The 15,015-nt window shown below is 44.9% G+C and carries 13 protein-coding genes; 9 read left to right on the top strand and 4 right to left on the bottom strand.

The window, feature by feature from the left end; all coding sequences use genetic code 11:
• The first annotated feature begins 52 nt into the window (after positions 1-52).
• From oppB to AB4517_RS06105, 5 genes are all read left to right on the top strand, one after another.
• A complete protein-coding gene (gene oppB, locus AB4517_RS06125; protein WP_017067676.1) occupies positions 53-973 on the top strand; it encodes an oligopeptide ABC transporter permease OppB in 921 nt (306 codons plus the stop codon).
• Positions 974-988: 15 nt separating this feature from the next.
• Positions 989-1,891 carry an oligopeptide ABC transporter permease OppC gene (gene oppC / locus AB4517_RS06120; protein WP_017067675.1) on the top strand — a complete coding sequence of 301 codons (903 nt, stop codon included), beginning with the start codon at positions 989-991 and terminating at the stop codon, positions 1,889-1,891.
• Between the two features lie 42 nt (positions 1,892-1,933).
• Positions 1,934-2,905: an ABC transporter ATP-binding protein gene (locus tag AB4517_RS06115; RefSeq protein WP_012603544.1), complete on the top strand. Its 972-nt coding sequence runs from the start codon at positions 1,934-1,936 to the stop codon at positions 2,903-2,905.
• A complete protein-coding gene (gene oppF, locus AB4517_RS06110; protein WP_017062172.1) occupies positions 2,902-3,888 on the top strand; it encodes a murein tripeptide/oligopeptide ABC transporter ATP binding protein OppF in 987 nt (328 codons plus the stop codon). The genes AB4517_RS06115 and oppF overlap by 4 nt, the downstream gene beginning before the upstream one ends.
• 198 nt (positions 3,889-4,086) lie before the next feature.
• A complete protein-coding gene (locus AB4517_RS06105) occupies positions 4,087-5,025 on the top strand; it encodes a glutathione S-transferase family protein (RefSeq protein WP_372148060.1) in 939 nt (312 codons plus the stop codon).
• Positions 5,026-5,107: 82 nt separating this feature from the next.
• Here the strand turns inward: AB4517_RS06105 and pta are convergent, their stop codons facing one another.
• Together pta and AB4517_RS06095 are read right to left on the bottom strand one after the other, a co-directional pair.
• A complete protein-coding gene (pta, locus tag AB4517_RS06100; RefSeq protein ID WP_017062170.1) occupies positions 5,108-7,273 on the bottom strand; it encodes a phosphate acetyltransferase in 2,166 nt (721 codons plus the stop codon).
• 147 nt (positions 7,274-7,420) lie between these two features.
• On the bottom strand, positions 7,421-8,617 hold the full coding sequence (locus AB4517_RS06095; protein ID WP_017107306.1) for an acetate kinase: 1,197 nt from the start codon (positions 8,615-8,617) through the stop codon (positions 7,421-7,423).
• A 341-nt stretch (positions 8,618-8,958) separates the two neighbouring features.
• Between AB4517_RS06095 and yfbV the strand changes: the two genes are divergently transcribed.
• From yfbV to AB4517_RS06080, 3 genes are all read left to right on the top strand, one after another.
• Positions 8,959-9,411 carry a terminus macrodomain insulation protein YfbV gene (gene yfbV / locus AB4517_RS06090; RefSeq protein WP_017062168.1) on the top strand — a complete coding sequence of 151 codons (453 nt, stop codon included), beginning with the start codon at positions 8,959-8,961 and terminating at the stop codon, positions 9,409-9,411.
• A gap of 302 nt (positions 9,412-9,713) precedes the next feature.
• Positions 9,714-10,679, top strand: coding sequence for an ABC transporter substrate-binding protein (locus tag AB4517_RS06085; RefSeq protein ID WP_017062167.1), 966 nt, complete (start codon positions 9,714-9,716; stop codon positions 10,677-10,679).
• Positions 10,680-10,930: 251 nt separating this feature from the next.
• Positions 10,931-12,397 (top strand): sensor domain-containing diguanylate cyclase, encoded by a 1,467-nt coding sequence (locus tag AB4517_RS06080; RefSeq protein WP_229647109.1) that lies wholly within the window; start codon positions 10,931-10,933, stop codon positions 12,395-12,397.
• 150 nt (positions 12,398-12,547) lie between these two features.
• On the opposite strand, the gene dusC is transcribed toward AB4517_RS06080, so the two are convergent.
• Positions 12,548-13,504, bottom strand: coding sequence for a tRNA dihydrouridine(16) synthase DusC (gene dusC / locus AB4517_RS06075; RefSeq protein ID WP_017069187.1), 957 nt, complete (start codon positions 13,502-13,504; stop codon positions 12,548-12,550).
• Between the two features lie 175 nt (positions 13,505-13,679).
• Here dusC and AB4517_RS06070 point away from each other — a divergent pair, with 175 nt between their 5' ends.
• Positions 13,680-14,300: a YecA family protein gene (locus AB4517_RS06070; RefSeq protein WP_017062164.1), complete on the top strand. Its 621-nt coding sequence runs from the start codon at positions 13,680-13,682 to the stop codon at positions 14,298-14,300.
• Between the two features lie 127 nt (positions 14,301-14,427).
• On the opposite strand, the gene dsbB is transcribed toward AB4517_RS06070, so the two are convergent.
• Positions 14,428-14,937, bottom strand: coding sequence for a disulfide bond formation protein DsbB (gene dsbB / locus AB4517_RS06065; RefSeq protein ID WP_102394342.1), 510 nt, complete (start codon positions 14,935-14,937; stop codon positions 14,428-14,430).
• Between the last annotated feature and the right edge of the window lie 78 nt (positions 14,938-15,015).

Here is a 15,015-nt window from a genome sequence, read left to right as displayed (position 1 = left end):
CACGCAGTGTCTATTTAATTTTTAATTGTCACAGACTGAAAAGAGTGAGTTTATGCTTAAATTCATTATGAAAAGGATATTCGAAGCGATTCCAACCATGTTGGTGTTGATCACTATATCTTTCTTTCTCATGCGTTTTGCACCGGGTAACCCGTTTTCGAGCGAACGCCCATTACCGCCAGAAGTTATGGCTAACATCGAAGCTAAATACGGCTTAGATAAACCTGTATTTGAACAGTACACCACGTACTTGACTAACATCGTTCAAGGTGACTTTGGTCCATCATTCAAATATCAAGATTACACCGTAAATGAGCTGATCGCAGTCGCACTTCCAGTATCTGCGAAGGTAGGTTTTATTGCCTTTATCTTTACCCTGATTATGGGAGTATCGGTCGGGACGATTGCCGCCTTGAAGCACAACACCTGGATTGACTACACCATAATGTCGACCGCTATGCTCGGGGTAGTAATGCCATCCTTCGTGTTGGCTCCAGCGCTTATTTACCTGTTCTCTCTGCACTGGAACATATTCCCAGCAGGTGGTTGGCACGGCGGTACTTATATGTACATCGTCCTGCCAGTTATCGCGATGTCTCTTCTTTACGTAGCCACATTTGCTCGTATTACTCGCGGTAGCATGATTGAAACGCTAAACAGTAACTTTATCCGAACTGCTCGTGCAAAAGGCCTAAGTTACCGTTACATCGTTCTAAAACATGCACTGAAGCCAGCACTGCTGCCTGTCGTTTCTTATATGGGACCTGCGTTTGTAGGTATCATTACAGGTTCTGTTGTTGTTGAAACCATCTTCGGCCTACCAGGTATCGGCAAGCTGTTTGTTAACGCCGCGTTTAACCGTGACTACTCGCTAGTAATGGGTGTAACCATCTTGATTGGTTTCCTATTCATCTTGTTCAACGCAATCGTTGATATTTTGCTAGCGCTAATTGACCCGAAAATTCGCTACTAACAGGGACGCATGGTTATGTTGAAGAAAAAAGAAAATTTAGAAGCGATCGAAAAGTTCTCTGAGAGCTTAGAGATTGAAGGTCGCAGTTTGTGGCAGGATGCCCGCATTCGTTTTATGCGAAACAAAGCGGCAATGGTAAGCCTGTTTATTCTTACGCTTATGGTACTGGCGGTTATCTTCTTACCGATGCTTGCTCAGTACACTTATGATGATACTGACTGGTACGCAATGCATGCAGCGCCAAGCGCGGACCACTGGTTTGGTACTGATAGCTTAGGCCGTGATTTGTACGTTCGTACTCTTATCGGTGGTCGTATCTCATTGATGGTTGGTGTGATGGGTGCCTTCGTAGCGGTACTGATTGGTACGCTTTACGGTGCAGCTTCAGGCTTCATCGGCGGTCGTACTGACCGAGTGATGATGCGTATCCTAGAGATCTTGTACGCAGTGCCATTCATGTTCCTAGTAATCGTACTGGTAACGTTCTTTGGTCGTAACATCGTCCTAATCTTCGTTGCTATTGGTGCGATTGCTTGGCTAGATATGGCGCGTATTGTACGTGGTCAAACGTTGAGCCTACGTAGTAAAGAGTTCATTGAAGCTGCACACGTATGTGGTGTAAGCAAATGGAAGATCATTACACGTCACATCGTACCGAACGTACTGGGTATCGTAGCGGTTTACTCTACGTTGCTTATTCCAAGCATGATCCTTACAGAATCATTCTTATCTTTCCTTGGTCTTGGTGTTCAAGAGCCTATGACAAGCTGGGGCGCATTGCTTCAAGAAGGTTCGCAAACAATGGAAGTTGCAATCTGGCAATTGACATTCCCTGCGGCATTCATGGTAGTTACGCTGTTCTGCTTTAACTACGTAGGTGATGGTCTGCGCGACGCGCTTGATCCAAAAGACAGATAACGAAATAGCAATTAAAAGCTATAAAAGATTAAGGAAGCAATAATGAGCTTATTAGATGTCAAAGATCTGCGCGTCGAATTTACCACACAAGATGGTATCGTAACCGCAGTAAACGACTTGAACTTCTCACTTAACCAAGGCGAAACGCTGGGTATTGTTGGTGAGTCGGGTTCAGGTAAATCACAAACGGTATTTGCACTGATGGGGCTGCTGGCTAAGAACGGCATCATCTCAGGCAGTGCAAAGTTTGAAGGCAATGAAATTCTCAACCTGCCTGAAAAAGCACTGAACAAGGTTCGTGCTGAACAGATCGCGATGATCTTCCAAGATCCAATGACCTCACTGAACCCTTACATGAAAGTAAGTGATCAGTTGATGGAAGTACTTATGCTGCACAAAGGCATGGGTAAAGCAGAGGCGTTTGAAGAATCAGTACGCATGCTTGAAGCGGTTAAAATCCCTGAAGCACGTAAGCGTATCACCATGTACCCACACGAATTTTCTGGCGGTATGCGTCAGCGTGTGATGATCGCAATGGCACTGCTGTGTCGTCCTAAATTACTTATCGCTGATGAACCAACAACGGCACTGGATGTAACCATTCAAGCGCAAATCATGGAATTGCTGAACGAACTTAAAGATGAGTTCAATACGGCAATCATCATGATCACCCATGACTTGGGTGTTGTTGCTGGCTCATGTGACAAAGTACTTGTGATGTACGCGGGTCGTACAATGGAGTACGGCACGGTTGATGAAATCTTCTACGAGCCAAGCCACCCATATGCGGAAGGCCTGCTTAAAGCGATTCCTCGTTTGGATACCGAAGGTGAAATTCTACCGACGATTCCAGGTAACCCACCTAACTTACTTCGCCTACCAACAGGTTGTCCTTACCAAGACCGTTGTCACCGTGTAATGGACCGTTGTAAGCAAGAAGCACCGATTTTGCAGCCATTTGCTAAAGACCGTCAGCGTGCTTGTTTTTCAGATTGGGAGACTTGGACAAAATGAGTAAAGAATTACTATTAGATATTAAAGACCTGAAAGTTCACTTTAGCATTGCAGCTAAGTCTGCTTGGCCTTGGGCAAAACCATCAAACCTTAAAGCGGTTGATGGTGTTGATGTTCACCTTTACGAAGGAGAGACTCTGGGTGTAGTAGGTGAGTCTGGTTGTGGTAAGTCGACTTTTGCCCGTGCGATTATCGGCTTGGTTGAAGCGACTGAAGGTCAAGTGATGTGGTTAGGTCAAGACCTAACTAAGATGCAGGAAGTGAAGCGTCGTGAGACTCGTAAAGAGATTCAGATGATCTTCCAAGACCCGCTAGCATCGCTTAACCCACGTATGTCAGTAGGCGATATTATTGCTGAGCCTCTAGAGACTTTCTTCCCTGAACTTTCTAAACAAGAAGTGAAGGACAGAGTTAAAGAGATGATGGCAAAGGTTGGTCTACTACCCAACGTAATCAACCGTTACCCTCATGAATTCTCTGGTGGTCAGTGTCAGCGTATTGGTATTGCACGTGCGCTAATCTTGAAACCTAAGATGATCATCTGTGATGAACCTGTTTCTGCACTGGATGTATCTATCCAAGCTCAAGTAGTTAACCTTCTGAAAGAGCTACAGAAAGAACTTGGTTTGTCTTTGGTATTCATCGCGCACGACTTGTCAGTGGTTAAACACATCTCTGACCGTGTATTGGTGATGTACCTAGGTAACGCGGTAGAACTTGGCGAATCAGATGCATTGTTCTCTGATCCTAAGCACCCATACACCAAAGCGTTGATGTCTGCAGTTCCAATTCCAGACCCACGCTTAGAGCGCAGCAAAACCATTCAGATGTTGGAAGGTGATCTCCCATCGCCAATCAATCCGCCATCAGGTTGTGTGTTCCGTACTCGTTGCCCACAAGCAACAGAGGCGTGTGCGCAAACTAAGCCAACGATTCAAGGCGATGACGTTCACGCAGTATCTTGCTTGCACGTACAAGTCTAGAGCCTATTTAAAACGGTTCAGCCTGTGACAGGCTTAAGCGCGACTAGTTATTAGAGTCGCGCTTTTTTTGTCTTAGGCTTATTGGTTCGCTCAACAAGCTTCATCAAAATATTCGAACAACTAAGCCAACTTCTTCTAGTTTTGAAAAAGTTGGCTTTTTTTATACTAGAGAAAAGTTTCGATGACAGAGGTTTGGATATGGGTAAGTTAGTTGAAGGTGTTTGGCACGATGTGTGGTACGACACCAAAGAAAGCGGTGGTAAGTTTGTTCGTGAAGATGCGGGCTTTCGTCACTGGATAGAGAACAAACCGGGCGCGCAGTTTCAGCCGGAAAGCGGCCGTTATCACTTATACGTATCATTGGCTTGCCCTTGGGCGCACCGAACCCTTATCTTCCGTGAGCTGAAAGACCTAACCGATCACATTGACGTGACGGTTGTTTGCCCAGACATGATGAGTGAAGGTTGGCAAATGGGGTTACCTGAACCTCTATTTGGCCATACCCGCATGCACCAAATCTACACTCAAGCCAAGCCTGACTACTCGGGTAGAGTAACGGTACCTGTGCTGTGGGATAAGAAAACCAACACCATTGTGAGTAACGAGTCGTCTGAAATCATTCGCATGTTTAACTCAGAGTTTAACGAGCTAACGGGTAACACCGATGATTACTACCCGTGGGAGTTGTCCAAGAAGATTGATGAGTGGAATGATTATATCTACCCAAACATCAACAACGGCGTATACCGAACCGGCTTTGCGACAACACAAGAAGCCTACGAAGAGGCGTATGAAGCGTTATTTGAAGCGTTAGATAAAGTGGATGCGCATCTTAGTGAGAAACGTTATTTAGCGGGAGAGCAGGTTACTGAAGCGGATTGGCGGTTGTTCACGACCTTGGTTCGATTCGATGCTGTGTATGTGGGTCACTTCAAGTGTAACAAGCAACGAATTGCGGATTACAAACATATCCAAGGTTATCTAAAAGAGCTCTATCAAATAGAGGGTATTAAAGAGACGACGGATTTCTACCACATCAAGCGCCACTACTATTACAGCCATACGGGCATCAACCCGACTCAAGTGGTGCCTAAAGGGCCTGATCTGGATTTAGATTCGCCTCACGGACGTGGTTAGAATCATTAATTAATCCGCTTTTCTTCAGGCGTAAAAAAACCCTAGATAAACATCTAGGGTTTTTGCTTTCTGAAAAAGAAAATTAGTTAACTACTTTTTCTTCAGCTTGCGCAGCTTGGTCTGCTTGGATAGCCGTTAGAGCTACTGTGTAAACGATGTCGTCTACTAGAGCGCCACGAGACAAGTCATTTACTGGCTTGCGCATACCTTGAAGCATTGGACCGATAGATACTAGATCTGCTGAACGTTGTACCGCTTTGTAAGTCGTGTTACCAGTGTTTAGGTCTGGGAATACGAATACAGTCGCTTTACCAGCTACTGGAGAGTTCGGTGCTTTAGAAGCAGCAACGTTTTCCATGATAGCAGCATCGTATTGTAGAGGACCGTCGATCACTAGATCTGGACGTTTCTCTTGAGCAAGCTTCGTCGCTTCACGTACTTTATCTACGTCTGCACCCTTACCAGATTCACCAGTAGAGTAAGAGATCATAGCAACGCGTGGGTCGATACCGAATGCCGCAGCAGAATCTGCAGATTGGATAGCGATTTCAGCAAGCTGTTCAGCTGTTGGATCTGGGTTGATCGCACAGTCACCGTATACAAGAACTTGATCAGGCAGAAGCATGAAGAAGATCGAAGATACGATAGAAGCATCAGGAGCAGTCTTGATGATCTGGAACGGAGGAACGATAGTGTTCGCCGTTGTGTGAACAGCACCAGAAACTAGGCCGTCAACTTCGCCAGCTTCAAGCATCATAGTACCTAGGAATACTGAATCTTCTAGCTTCTCACGAGCAACAACTTCAGTCATACCTTTAGCGCCACGAAGTTCTACTAGACGAGCTACGTAGTTTTCGCGAACTGATGCAGAATCGATGATCTCAACGCCAGCGCCAAGCTCAACACCTTGCTGCGCTGCAACGCGACGGATTTCTTCAGGGTTACCTAGAAGTACACACGTTGCGATACCGCGCTCAGCACAGATAGCCGCAGCTTTAACTGTACGTGGCTCATCACCTTCAGGAAGAACGATGCGCTTAGCCGCTTTACGAGCAAATTCAGTTAGCTGGTAACGGAATGCTGGTGGGCTTAGACGACGGATGCCTTGAGTACCTTCAGATAGAGAATCAATCCAAGGGCCATCAATGTGGCTTGCAACGTGATCGTTAACGAACTCGATACGCTCTTTATCGTCTGCAGGAACTTCTAGGTTGAAGCTCTGTAGGTTTAGAGATGTCTGCCAAGTGTTACCTTGAGCCTTGAAGATCGGTAGACCTGAAGCGAATGCTGGTGCACAAAGGTTAGCAATGCTTTCTGGAATGTCGTAACCGCCAGTAAGCAGGATTGCGCCAATCTCAACACCGTTTTTCGCAGCAAGAGCCGCAGCAACGATAACGTCAGGACGGTCTGCAGAAGTTACTAGCAGTGAGCCTGGTTTGAAGTGCTCAATCATGTGCGGTAGAGAACGTGCACAGAAAGTGATGCTCTTAATACGACGAGTTGAGATTTCACCTTCGTTAACGATTTCAGCGTTAAGGTGCTTAGCCATATCAACCGCACGAGTTGCGATTAGATCGATGCTCCATGGCACGCAGCCAAGAACACGGATAGGGCTAGAGTTGAAGATTTGCATTACTTCAAGGTTCGCTTGCTGAGCGCTGTCTGCATCATCAAAGATTTCAGATAGGTCAGGGCGAGTACGGCCAGCCTCATCAACAGGAGCGTTAAGCTTGTTGATGATTACGCCTTTGATGTTTTTGTTCTTAGTACCGCCGAAGTTAGAACATGCTACTTCTATACGCTCTTTAAGCTGCGTAGGGTTGTCAGTACCAGGAGTCGCAACGAATACGATCTCCGCGCCAAGTGTTTTTGCGATTTCCGCGTTCACTTGGTTAGCAAATGGGTGCTTACGAGTAGGTACTAGACCTTCGATTAGCGTAACTTCTGCGTCTTTGTTGATCTTGTTGTATTGCTCAACAACAGACTCAAGAAGTTCGTCCATTTTTTCGCTACCGATCAAAGCTTCAGCTTTAGTCATTGCGATTGGCTCACCAATCTTAATGTCGCTGTTTGCGCTGATGATAGTAGACGTTAGATCTGGTTGGTTACCACCGCTGCGAGGCTGAGCGATTGGCTTGTAGAAAGAAACACTTACGCCCTTACGCTCCATAGCGCGAAGAACACCCATGCTAACACTAGTAAGACCAACACCAGCGCTTGTAGGGATAAGCATAATAGTACGTGACATTGACGAACACCTTTGACTATTGGAAATAAAAAAAGCTCAACTGCTATTCCCACCGATATTTAAATTGGGGTAGGAATAGAAGTTGAGCCCCATTTTCTTGATATGAAAAACTGACTAGCTTCGAGTGAAGCTAGTCAGGAAAATCAATTAAAGACCTGCTAGTTTCGCAGTGTCTTCAGCAATTACTAGCTCTTCGTTAGTAGAGATAACCATTGCAGGGATACGGCTGTTAGCTGTAGTGATAGTACCTTCGCCGCCGAAACGAGCTTTAAGGTTAGCTTCACCGTCAACTTCGATGCCGAAGATGCCTAGGCGGTTTAGAACCATTTCACGGATTGGGCCTGAGTTCTCGCCGATGCCGCCAGTGAAAGTGATTGCGTCTAGACGACCTTCTAGAGTTGCAGTGTAACCAGCAACGTACTTAGCTAGACGGTGACAGAACACGTCCATTGCACGAGTTGCTTCTTCTTTCTCACCGTAGTTGTCTTCAACGAAACGGCAGTCAGAAGTCACTTCAGTTAGACCAGCAAGACCAGACTCTTTAGTTAGCATGTTGTTGATTTCTTCAACAGAGTAACCAAGAGCGTCGTGTAGGTGGAAGATGATCGCAGGATCTAGGTCACCACAACGAGTACCCATTACAAGACCTTCAAGAGGAGTAAGACCCATAGAAGTATCTACAGATTGACCGTTCTTGATAGCACAAACAGAAGCGCCGTTACCTAGGTGACAGTTGATGATGTTAACTTCTTCAACTGGCTTGTTTAGTAGGCCTGCAACTTCACGAGTGATGAATAGGTGAGAAGTACCGTGCATGCCGTAACGACGGATGCCGTGCTCTTTGTACAGGTTGTACGGTAGAGCGTATAGGTAAGACTCAGAAGGCATTGTTTGGTGGAACGCAGTGTCAAAAACAGCAACGTTTTGTAGACCAGGGAAGTTCTGTTGAGCCGCTTCGATACCGATAAGGTGAGCAGGGTTGTGAAGAGGTGCGAAAGTCGCAGCGTCTTGAATACCCTTAAGAACTTCATCAGTGATAAGTGCAGAAGAAGTGAACTGCTCGCCACCGTGTACGATACGGTGACCGATAGCGCCAAGGTTAGCTTTAAGCTCAGGCTTAGAAGCAAGAATAGTTTCTACCATGAAAGATAGTGCTTCTACGTGAGCTGCGCCCGCGCCTAGTTGTGCTTCATGCTTGCCATCAAGTTTCCACTTCATACGAGCTTCTGGAAGACCTAGACACTCAGCAAGACCAGTTAGGTGCTCCGCACCTGTTTCTGCATCAACAACAGCGAATTTAAGAGAAGAACTACCACAGTTTAAAACTAAAACTAGCTTAGACATTAATGACTACCTGTTTATTTTTCTGATCGAAATCAGTTAAGGATGAAAATTAATCTCAAGAATAGTCGAAGCACATAGGCTTGCGTACTAACCTTGGTCAAAAAAACGTTAATTTCCGTATAAAGTGAAAGCGCTCTTTATCAAAAAGAGGCTTGTGCATTCCTTGCAGAAGTCTTCTCAAAGTTGCTTAAATTGTAAATAAGGGCAACAATGAGATTGAGGTCTGCAAATAATAGCGATATTGTGCAAATATAACAAAAAAATTTGAAAGAATATTATTTTTCGTCAAATTTTTGTGTTTTTAGTTGATGATTTCAACTTTTTTTTAATGGGAGACTCATATGAGCAATAGAGTTGGTTTAGCTAGTAGTTTAAAAGATGGCCAAAAGTACATGGATCTCTGGCCCGTCCGAAAAGAGTTAAACGCGATCTTCCCAGAACAACGCATTATTAAAGCGACCCGTTTTGGCGTGAAAGTGATGCCTGCGATTGCCGCTATCAGTGTTCTTACACAAATGGTCTTTAATAATTACCAAGCGATGCCACAGGCTGTGGTTATGGCTTTGTTTGCGATCAGCTTGCCGCTACAAGGTATGTGGTGGTTGGGCAATCGCTCAAATACACAACTTCCGCCGGCGCTAGTATCGTGGTACCGCGAACTGCATGAAAAGATCACTGAAACGGGTTTTGCGTTAGAGCCTATGAAGCCGCGCCCTCGCTATAAAGAATTGGCAATCATTTTAAATCGTGCCTTTCGTCAGTTAGATAAATCCTCAATGGAGCGTTGGTTCTAAAGAATCCCAGCTCTCCCTCTTGTCTGAGAACAACTATTCATCTTCTATAGCTTGTTCTCAGATTTGCTCCTCTTTTTGTTACCTCGATTACTTTCCGTTTAGCTTACCTGTCCTTATTCACTTGGTTTCTTACCTTCCTCCGAAGTCAATATAACCTTTCTCACATAACTCGAGCCTTGTTGTATTTTTGTTAAATATCACTTCAAGTTATCAATGGTTACTGGTAATAATGTCAATAGTGATTTTGATGTTGTTCTCTTTGAGCGAGTAATGACGGGTAGAGCTTGATTCAGGGAGCGATAATGAGTTCTGTAAGAAAGGTATTGGCAGCGGTTTTAAGTTGCTTGATGTTGCTATGGACTGGCAATGCAATGGCAAACGTTGCCAAAGTGTCGGTTTCACAAGTTGTTGACCATCCAGATCTGAATGCGACACGTTTAGGGCTTCTTGAAGGATTGAGAGCCAATGGTTATGAACCCGGTAAGAACTTAGAATTCTCCTATGAAATGGCGAATGGTAACCCGGCTCAGGCAGCCAAGATTGCCAGAGAGCTCGTCAGTGAAAATCCACATGTACTTGTTGGTATCGCGACACCGACTTCACAAGCCTTAGTGTCGGCGACTCGCTCGATTCCTATCGTGTTTACCGCGGTTACGGATCCTATCGGCGCTAGGCTCGTTAAACAATTAGAAAAGCCGGGGCGTAATGTCACGGGGCTTTCTGACTTATCTCCGATCACTCAGCATGTGTCATTAATCAAAGAACTGCTCCCTGAAGCTAATTCAATCGGTGTAGTTTACAACCCAGCAGAAGCAAATGCCGTTGCGTTAGTTGGGTTATTGAGAAAGGCAACTCGAGATTTCGGTTATACACTTCACACCGAAAAAGCGCTGACTGTTGACGATGTCGAAGCAAAAGCAGAATCCATTGCTAAGAAGTCCGATGTTATCTATGCCTTGACCGATAATACGGTTGCAAGCGGCATGGAGGGTCTTATCAAAGCGGCTAACCATGCAGATACGCCAGTCGTCGCAGGCGCCACATCTTATGTCGGAAAGGGAGCGATTGCTGGTTTAGGTCTAGATTATTATGATGTTGGGGTTCAGACCGCGGATTATGTCGCAGCCATTTTGGAAGGACAGAAGCCCGGGAAGTTGAGTGTCAAAACTGCGCAGAGCTCTCAGCTGGTGGTCAACCTAGATGCTGCTCGTGAGCTTGGCGTGACAGTGCCTCAATCTGTGATTGAGCGTGCGGTCATTAGCCGGTGAATTGAGTTTGGTGTTAGGTGAGCTAATAGGCCATAAGTCATATTATTAACAGCATTGAAATGGGCTCAGATAACAAACTCACCTGCTCTATATGTTGGCGCTTCTCTATTTTATTCATTTGTAAGCGGTTATTTGACCGTTAGGTGTGTCGTTAATATCAATTTACATTATTTTACGTCGAGCGAATTGCCGATTAATGTAATAATATTAATGGGGAAAATGAAAATAGCTGAACGCTAAGAGCACATTATATGAAAGTAAATAGGCACTTTAGCCTAACCTTTGTTTTCGGGTTTCCCGCTGTGATCGCCGCGATGTTACTTGGCCTAATAGGAAAGAATCATTTTGACGCGGTAGAAAAAGATATCAGTAGTGAGTTTCATCGTATTGAAGATGTGTTCAAAAGAACCACAAAAGTGGCGACAGCCCTAGACTACAGCTTCTCCAACTATTATAAATCAGGAAACCCTCTCTTTCTTGATCACAACAAACATGTTGTGGATGGTCTTTGCCAAATCTGGCCTATTGATGTATTGCTACTTGCCGACGGTAAAACCTCAGACATTCCCTCTGTCGATATCGACTATATGCTAATTGGTCAAGAGTCTCTTTGTTCTGAAAGCAGTGATAGTTATAAGAGCGCGTCAGAAAAAATAGCGTTAGCTCCTATTCTTTCATTTTTATCCCAGCTTGATGAATACCATGCCGGCGTGCACTTTATTGATACGAGCGGCTATGTGATCTCTTCACCTGAAGGTTTTGCCAAAGGGCTGAGCAAAGAGTTACTCTCGACCATAAAGAGTCGTCCTTATTGGCAGAAAACAGCCAACAACCCTGACCAACTCACCCTTTCAGGCCCTGGTTATCGTTTTGATTCCCTTGACCGTATAATCAGTATGACGATCCCTGTATTCCATAAAGGCGTTCACCAAGGGATGCTGTCGGTGGATATTAATGCTGACAAGCTGCTCGCAAACTCGAATGAGCATCTTGCAGGTCGGATCGATATCATTGATACCACTTTAGCGACTCCGGTAGATTCTGCGGCGTTTTATCACGAGATCAAACTGGATGGTGTCTCGTCTCACCATGCGATGTATTACAAATTAGACATCGCGAAAGAGGTTGAGCACTTTTTCGTCTACGAGAAAGACAGCCTTATTGTTGCCATCATTGTGTATCTGTTCTCAGTAACCATCTTCTTCTACGTCAATTCCAATATTGAACGTGGTTACTTCAAAGATCTCGCAGCCAAAGACCCTATGACAGGGTTATTGAATCGTCGTGGCTTAGAAGCGTTCTGGCGCAGTGTAGAGCACGATCAACTGTTTGCATTAACCGTCTTCGATATTGATGATTTTAAGTCAATTAACGACACCTACGGCCACGATAAGGGGGATGATGTGATTCGTTATATGTCGCGTCAGATCAGCAACAGTATTCGAAGCAGTGACGTTGCAGCACGGTTTGGCGGTGAAGAGTTTGTCGTTTATATGAAAGGCGAAGATCGTGAAACTTTGATGAGAACATTAGAGCGAGTGAAGAATGCGATTTGTTCCACTTCAGCCGACATTATTCCAAATGGATTTACGGTGTCTGGCGGTGTCTGCATTGTTGAAACTGAGCAAAGTAAACTTAACTTCGATGAGATATTTAAGTACGCCGATGAAAAGCTGTACGTGGCTAAGACGACGGGTAAAGACCGTCTTGAATTTTAACCACGTTATTGAATCGATGCTTTGTATGAAAATGAAAATGAAAATGAAAATGAAAATGAAAGAGGGAAGAGCGAACGTGTCTACCAAGCAAAGCTTATTTGCACCGGTAAACACGTTTGTAGCGTTGGGTATTTAACCCTAAACATAATCTTAAACAGGTTGGCGGCGTTCTTCTTGATAACGCTGAAGGCGTTCTACAATCGGTGGCGCCTTTTTGAAAGTACGAATTTCTTTAAACAGTTCGTTCGCTTCAGGGTAGCCTTTACTTAGATAAACAAACCACTGCTTCACTCTATTGGGGTAGTACATGCCTTTGTCCCCTTTAATTTGAAACTCTGAATAGCGCAGCAAAAGTTCAATGACTTTATCCCACGGCATTTTCTGGTGGTTGTGCTTAACGACGTTACCAAGGTTTGGAATATTGAAAGCACCACGGCAGACCATTAATGAATCGACGCCTGTTGCTTCTATGCAATCTTGACCATCTTGATAGTTCCAGATCTCCCCATTAGCAATCAACGGCAGAGATGTTTTTTCTCTTATTTGATTGATGAAGTCCCATTTGATTTCGCTGGCTTTATAGCCGCCAACTTTGGTTCTTGCATGCACGGTGAGTTCGTCAGCTTTGGCTTGTTCGATGGCATCGACGATTTCAAAGCACTCTTCCGGATGCTCCCAACCTAATCGAATCTTTGCGGACACAGGAATGTGTGCCGGTACCGCTTCTCGACAGGCGTTCACCACTTGATAGATGAGCTCTGGCTCTTTTAGCAATGAAGCGCCACCATTACTTTTGTTGACCGCTTTTGCTGGGCAACCAAAATTAAGATCGATCCCTTTCGCGCCTAAGCTAGCAGCTTGAAAAGCATTCTCGGCCATCCAATTTGGGTGTTGCCCTAGAAGTTGGAGATGGATTGGCACACCAGCCATGGTCTGAGAGCCTTGATGTAGCTCAGGGCAAATACGGTGGAACACATGCGGGGGAAGAAGTTGATCTACGACGCGCACAAACTCTGTCACACAGAGATCGTAATCATTAATCTCTGTGAGAATTTCACGCATTAGGTGGTCTAGAACGCCCTCCATAGGGCCAAGTATTACGCGCATGTTGCTTTACCAAAACTGAATGAACCGAAAAATTCGAGGCGTGATTGTACGGTGTGCTTACAGAATTGTCACTATGAGTGTGGTGCATGTCTTAATGATGGTTTCGTCTCTTAATAGCGACATCTTTGGGAGGATGGCGTTATAATATCGAAAATGCCCAATATCCAGAGCTTTCATGACATATCAATTATTAAGCCTACCAGAATCAATCACTGACATTACTCCGCAGTTTATGGAAGGTGCAATCCTTGCCTCTAACTTAGCGACCAAACCACTCGATCCAGAAGAGTGGCTGGTTATCGTTGCGCCTGAAGCGGGTAAAGAGCTGGTAACAACGGTGACAGAACAGATTAATCGCCAGCACAACCTGATTCAGCGTAATGAATACCTATTAACAGACGTACTGGCTGAAGGTGACTTTAACGAACAGTTCGCTGATTTTTCTGAAGGCTTCATGATGGTTTGGCCAACAGTGGAAGAGCAGTGGCAGAGCGTGACAGTCGCGGATGGTACTCTGCGCATGTTGCAAGCACTCTTAACCACCTTGATGCTTGCGATTGATGAAGAGCAAACTCAACAACAAATGATCGCTGCAGGGCTTACTAACCCACCATCGCTTGCCGATTTAGTGGGTCAAGTCGATCTGATGATCTCAGAAGTGGCAATGGCAGCGGATGAAGCTATGTTGGGCAATAAGTCCCAGAGCGTGAACCCGTTTAAAGACATTGGTCGAAACGACCTTTGCCCTTGTGAAAGCGGCAAGAAGTTTAAACAATGCTGCGGTAAAAGCAGCTAATCACGGCTTGTTGAGCAACTTAGTTTGTGTGAATAACAGACTCTCTTAATATGTTCAAAAGCTTAAGTAATAAAAAAGTCGACCTCGTGGTCGACTTTTTTGTTGTCCAAGTGTCAACGGCTTACTGTTAGTCGTTTTTCGACTTCACAAATTGAGAAATAACCACAATACCGAAAGCAACCAAGTTACCTGCAAAGATAATTACTAGCCACTGAGGCATAGAAAGATCGAAGAACTGCCACACAACCTTGCTGCAATCGCCGTAAGCCTCAAACATCCACGGAGCCCATTGGTTTAAAGGCGCCCAGCTAGGGAAGGTTACGAATAAGTCGCAGGTTGCGAAAGGGGACGGATTGAACTGGTAATCGACGTGCTCTAAAGCAAGCATCAAACCTTTGTATGCGCCAAATCCCCAGCTAGCAAGGCCTAACCAGCGTGATATTGGGTTATTCGGGGCAATCGCACCAATCATGGCGGCAACACCGATAGCGAGCATAGCAACGCGCTCATAGATACACATCACGCAAGGACCAAGCATCATCACGTGTTGGAAGAAGAGAGCGCACGCTTCAAAAAAGACAATAAAAGCCAGCAGTAAAAGCCAAGATAAACGTCCCTTAGAGAAGTCTTTGATCATTGCTAAAAAGTTCACGAATTGAATCCTGTCTATAAAATAAAAAAGCCCTGATTACTCAGAGCTTTTTATCTTGGATAA

Origin of the sequence: Vibrio sp. 10N.222.52.C3 (genome assembly GCF_041474195.1) — a bacterium.
Classification (GTDB): Bacteria; Pseudomonadota; Gammaproteobacteria; order Enterobacterales; family Vibrionaceae; genus Vibrio; species Vibrio crassostreae_C.
The sequence above is the reverse complement of the archived record's forward strand: the minus strand, read 5'-3'. Positions and strand labels throughout refer to the sequence as shown.

Excerpts from the sequence above, each read along its gene's own strand:
- AB4517_RS06085 (WP_017062167.1), top strand. The coding sequence starts at position 9,714 with ATGAGTTCTGTAAGAAAGGTATTGGCAGCGGTTTTAAGTTGCTTGATG.
- dsbB (WP_102394342.1), bottom strand. The coding sequence starts at position 14,937 with ATGATCAAAGACTTCTCTAAGGGACGTTTATCTTGGCTTTTACTGCTG.
- AB4517_RS06105 (WP_372148060.1), top strand. The coding sequence starts at position 4,087 with ATGGGTAAGTTAGTTGAAGGTGTTTGGCACGATGTGTGGTACGACACC.
- AB4517_RS06070 (WP_017062164.1), top strand. The coding sequence starts at position 13,680 with ATGACATATCAATTATTAAGCCTACCAGAATCAATCACTGACATTACT.
- AB4517_RS06095 (WP_017107306.1), bottom strand. The coding sequence starts at position 8,617 with ATGTCTAAGCTAGTTTTAGTTTTAAACTGTGGTAGTTCTTCTCTTAAA.
- oppB (WP_017067676.1), top strand. The coding sequence starts at position 53 with ATGCTTAAATTCATTATGAAAAGGATATTCGAAGCGATTCCAACCATG.
- AB4517_RS06115 (WP_012603544.1), top strand. The coding sequence starts at position 1,934 with ATGAGCTTATTAGATGTCAAAGATCTGCGCGTCGAATTTACCACACAA.
- oppC (WP_017067675.1), top strand. The coding sequence starts at position 989 with ATGTTGAAGAAAAAAGAAAATTTAGAAGCGATCGAAAAGTTCTCTGAG.
- pta (WP_017062170.1), bottom strand. The coding sequence starts at position 7,273 with ATGTCACGTACTATTATGCTTATCCCTACAAGCGCTGGTGTTGGTCTT.
- yfbV (WP_017062168.1), top strand. The coding sequence starts at position 8,959 with ATGAGCAATAGAGTTGGTTTAGCTAGTAGTTTAAAAGATGGCCAAAAG.
- oppF (WP_017062172.1), top strand. The coding sequence starts at position 2,902 with ATGAGTAAAGAATTACTATTAGATATTAAAGACCTGAAAGTTCACTTT.
- AB4517_RS06080 (WP_229647109.1), top strand. The coding sequence starts at position 10,931 with ATGAAAGTAAATAGGCACTTTAGCCTAACCTTTGTTTTCGGGTTTCCC.
- dusC (WP_017069187.1), bottom strand. The coding sequence starts at position 13,504 with ATGCGCGTAATACTTGGCCCTATGGAGGGCGTTCTAGACCACCTAATG.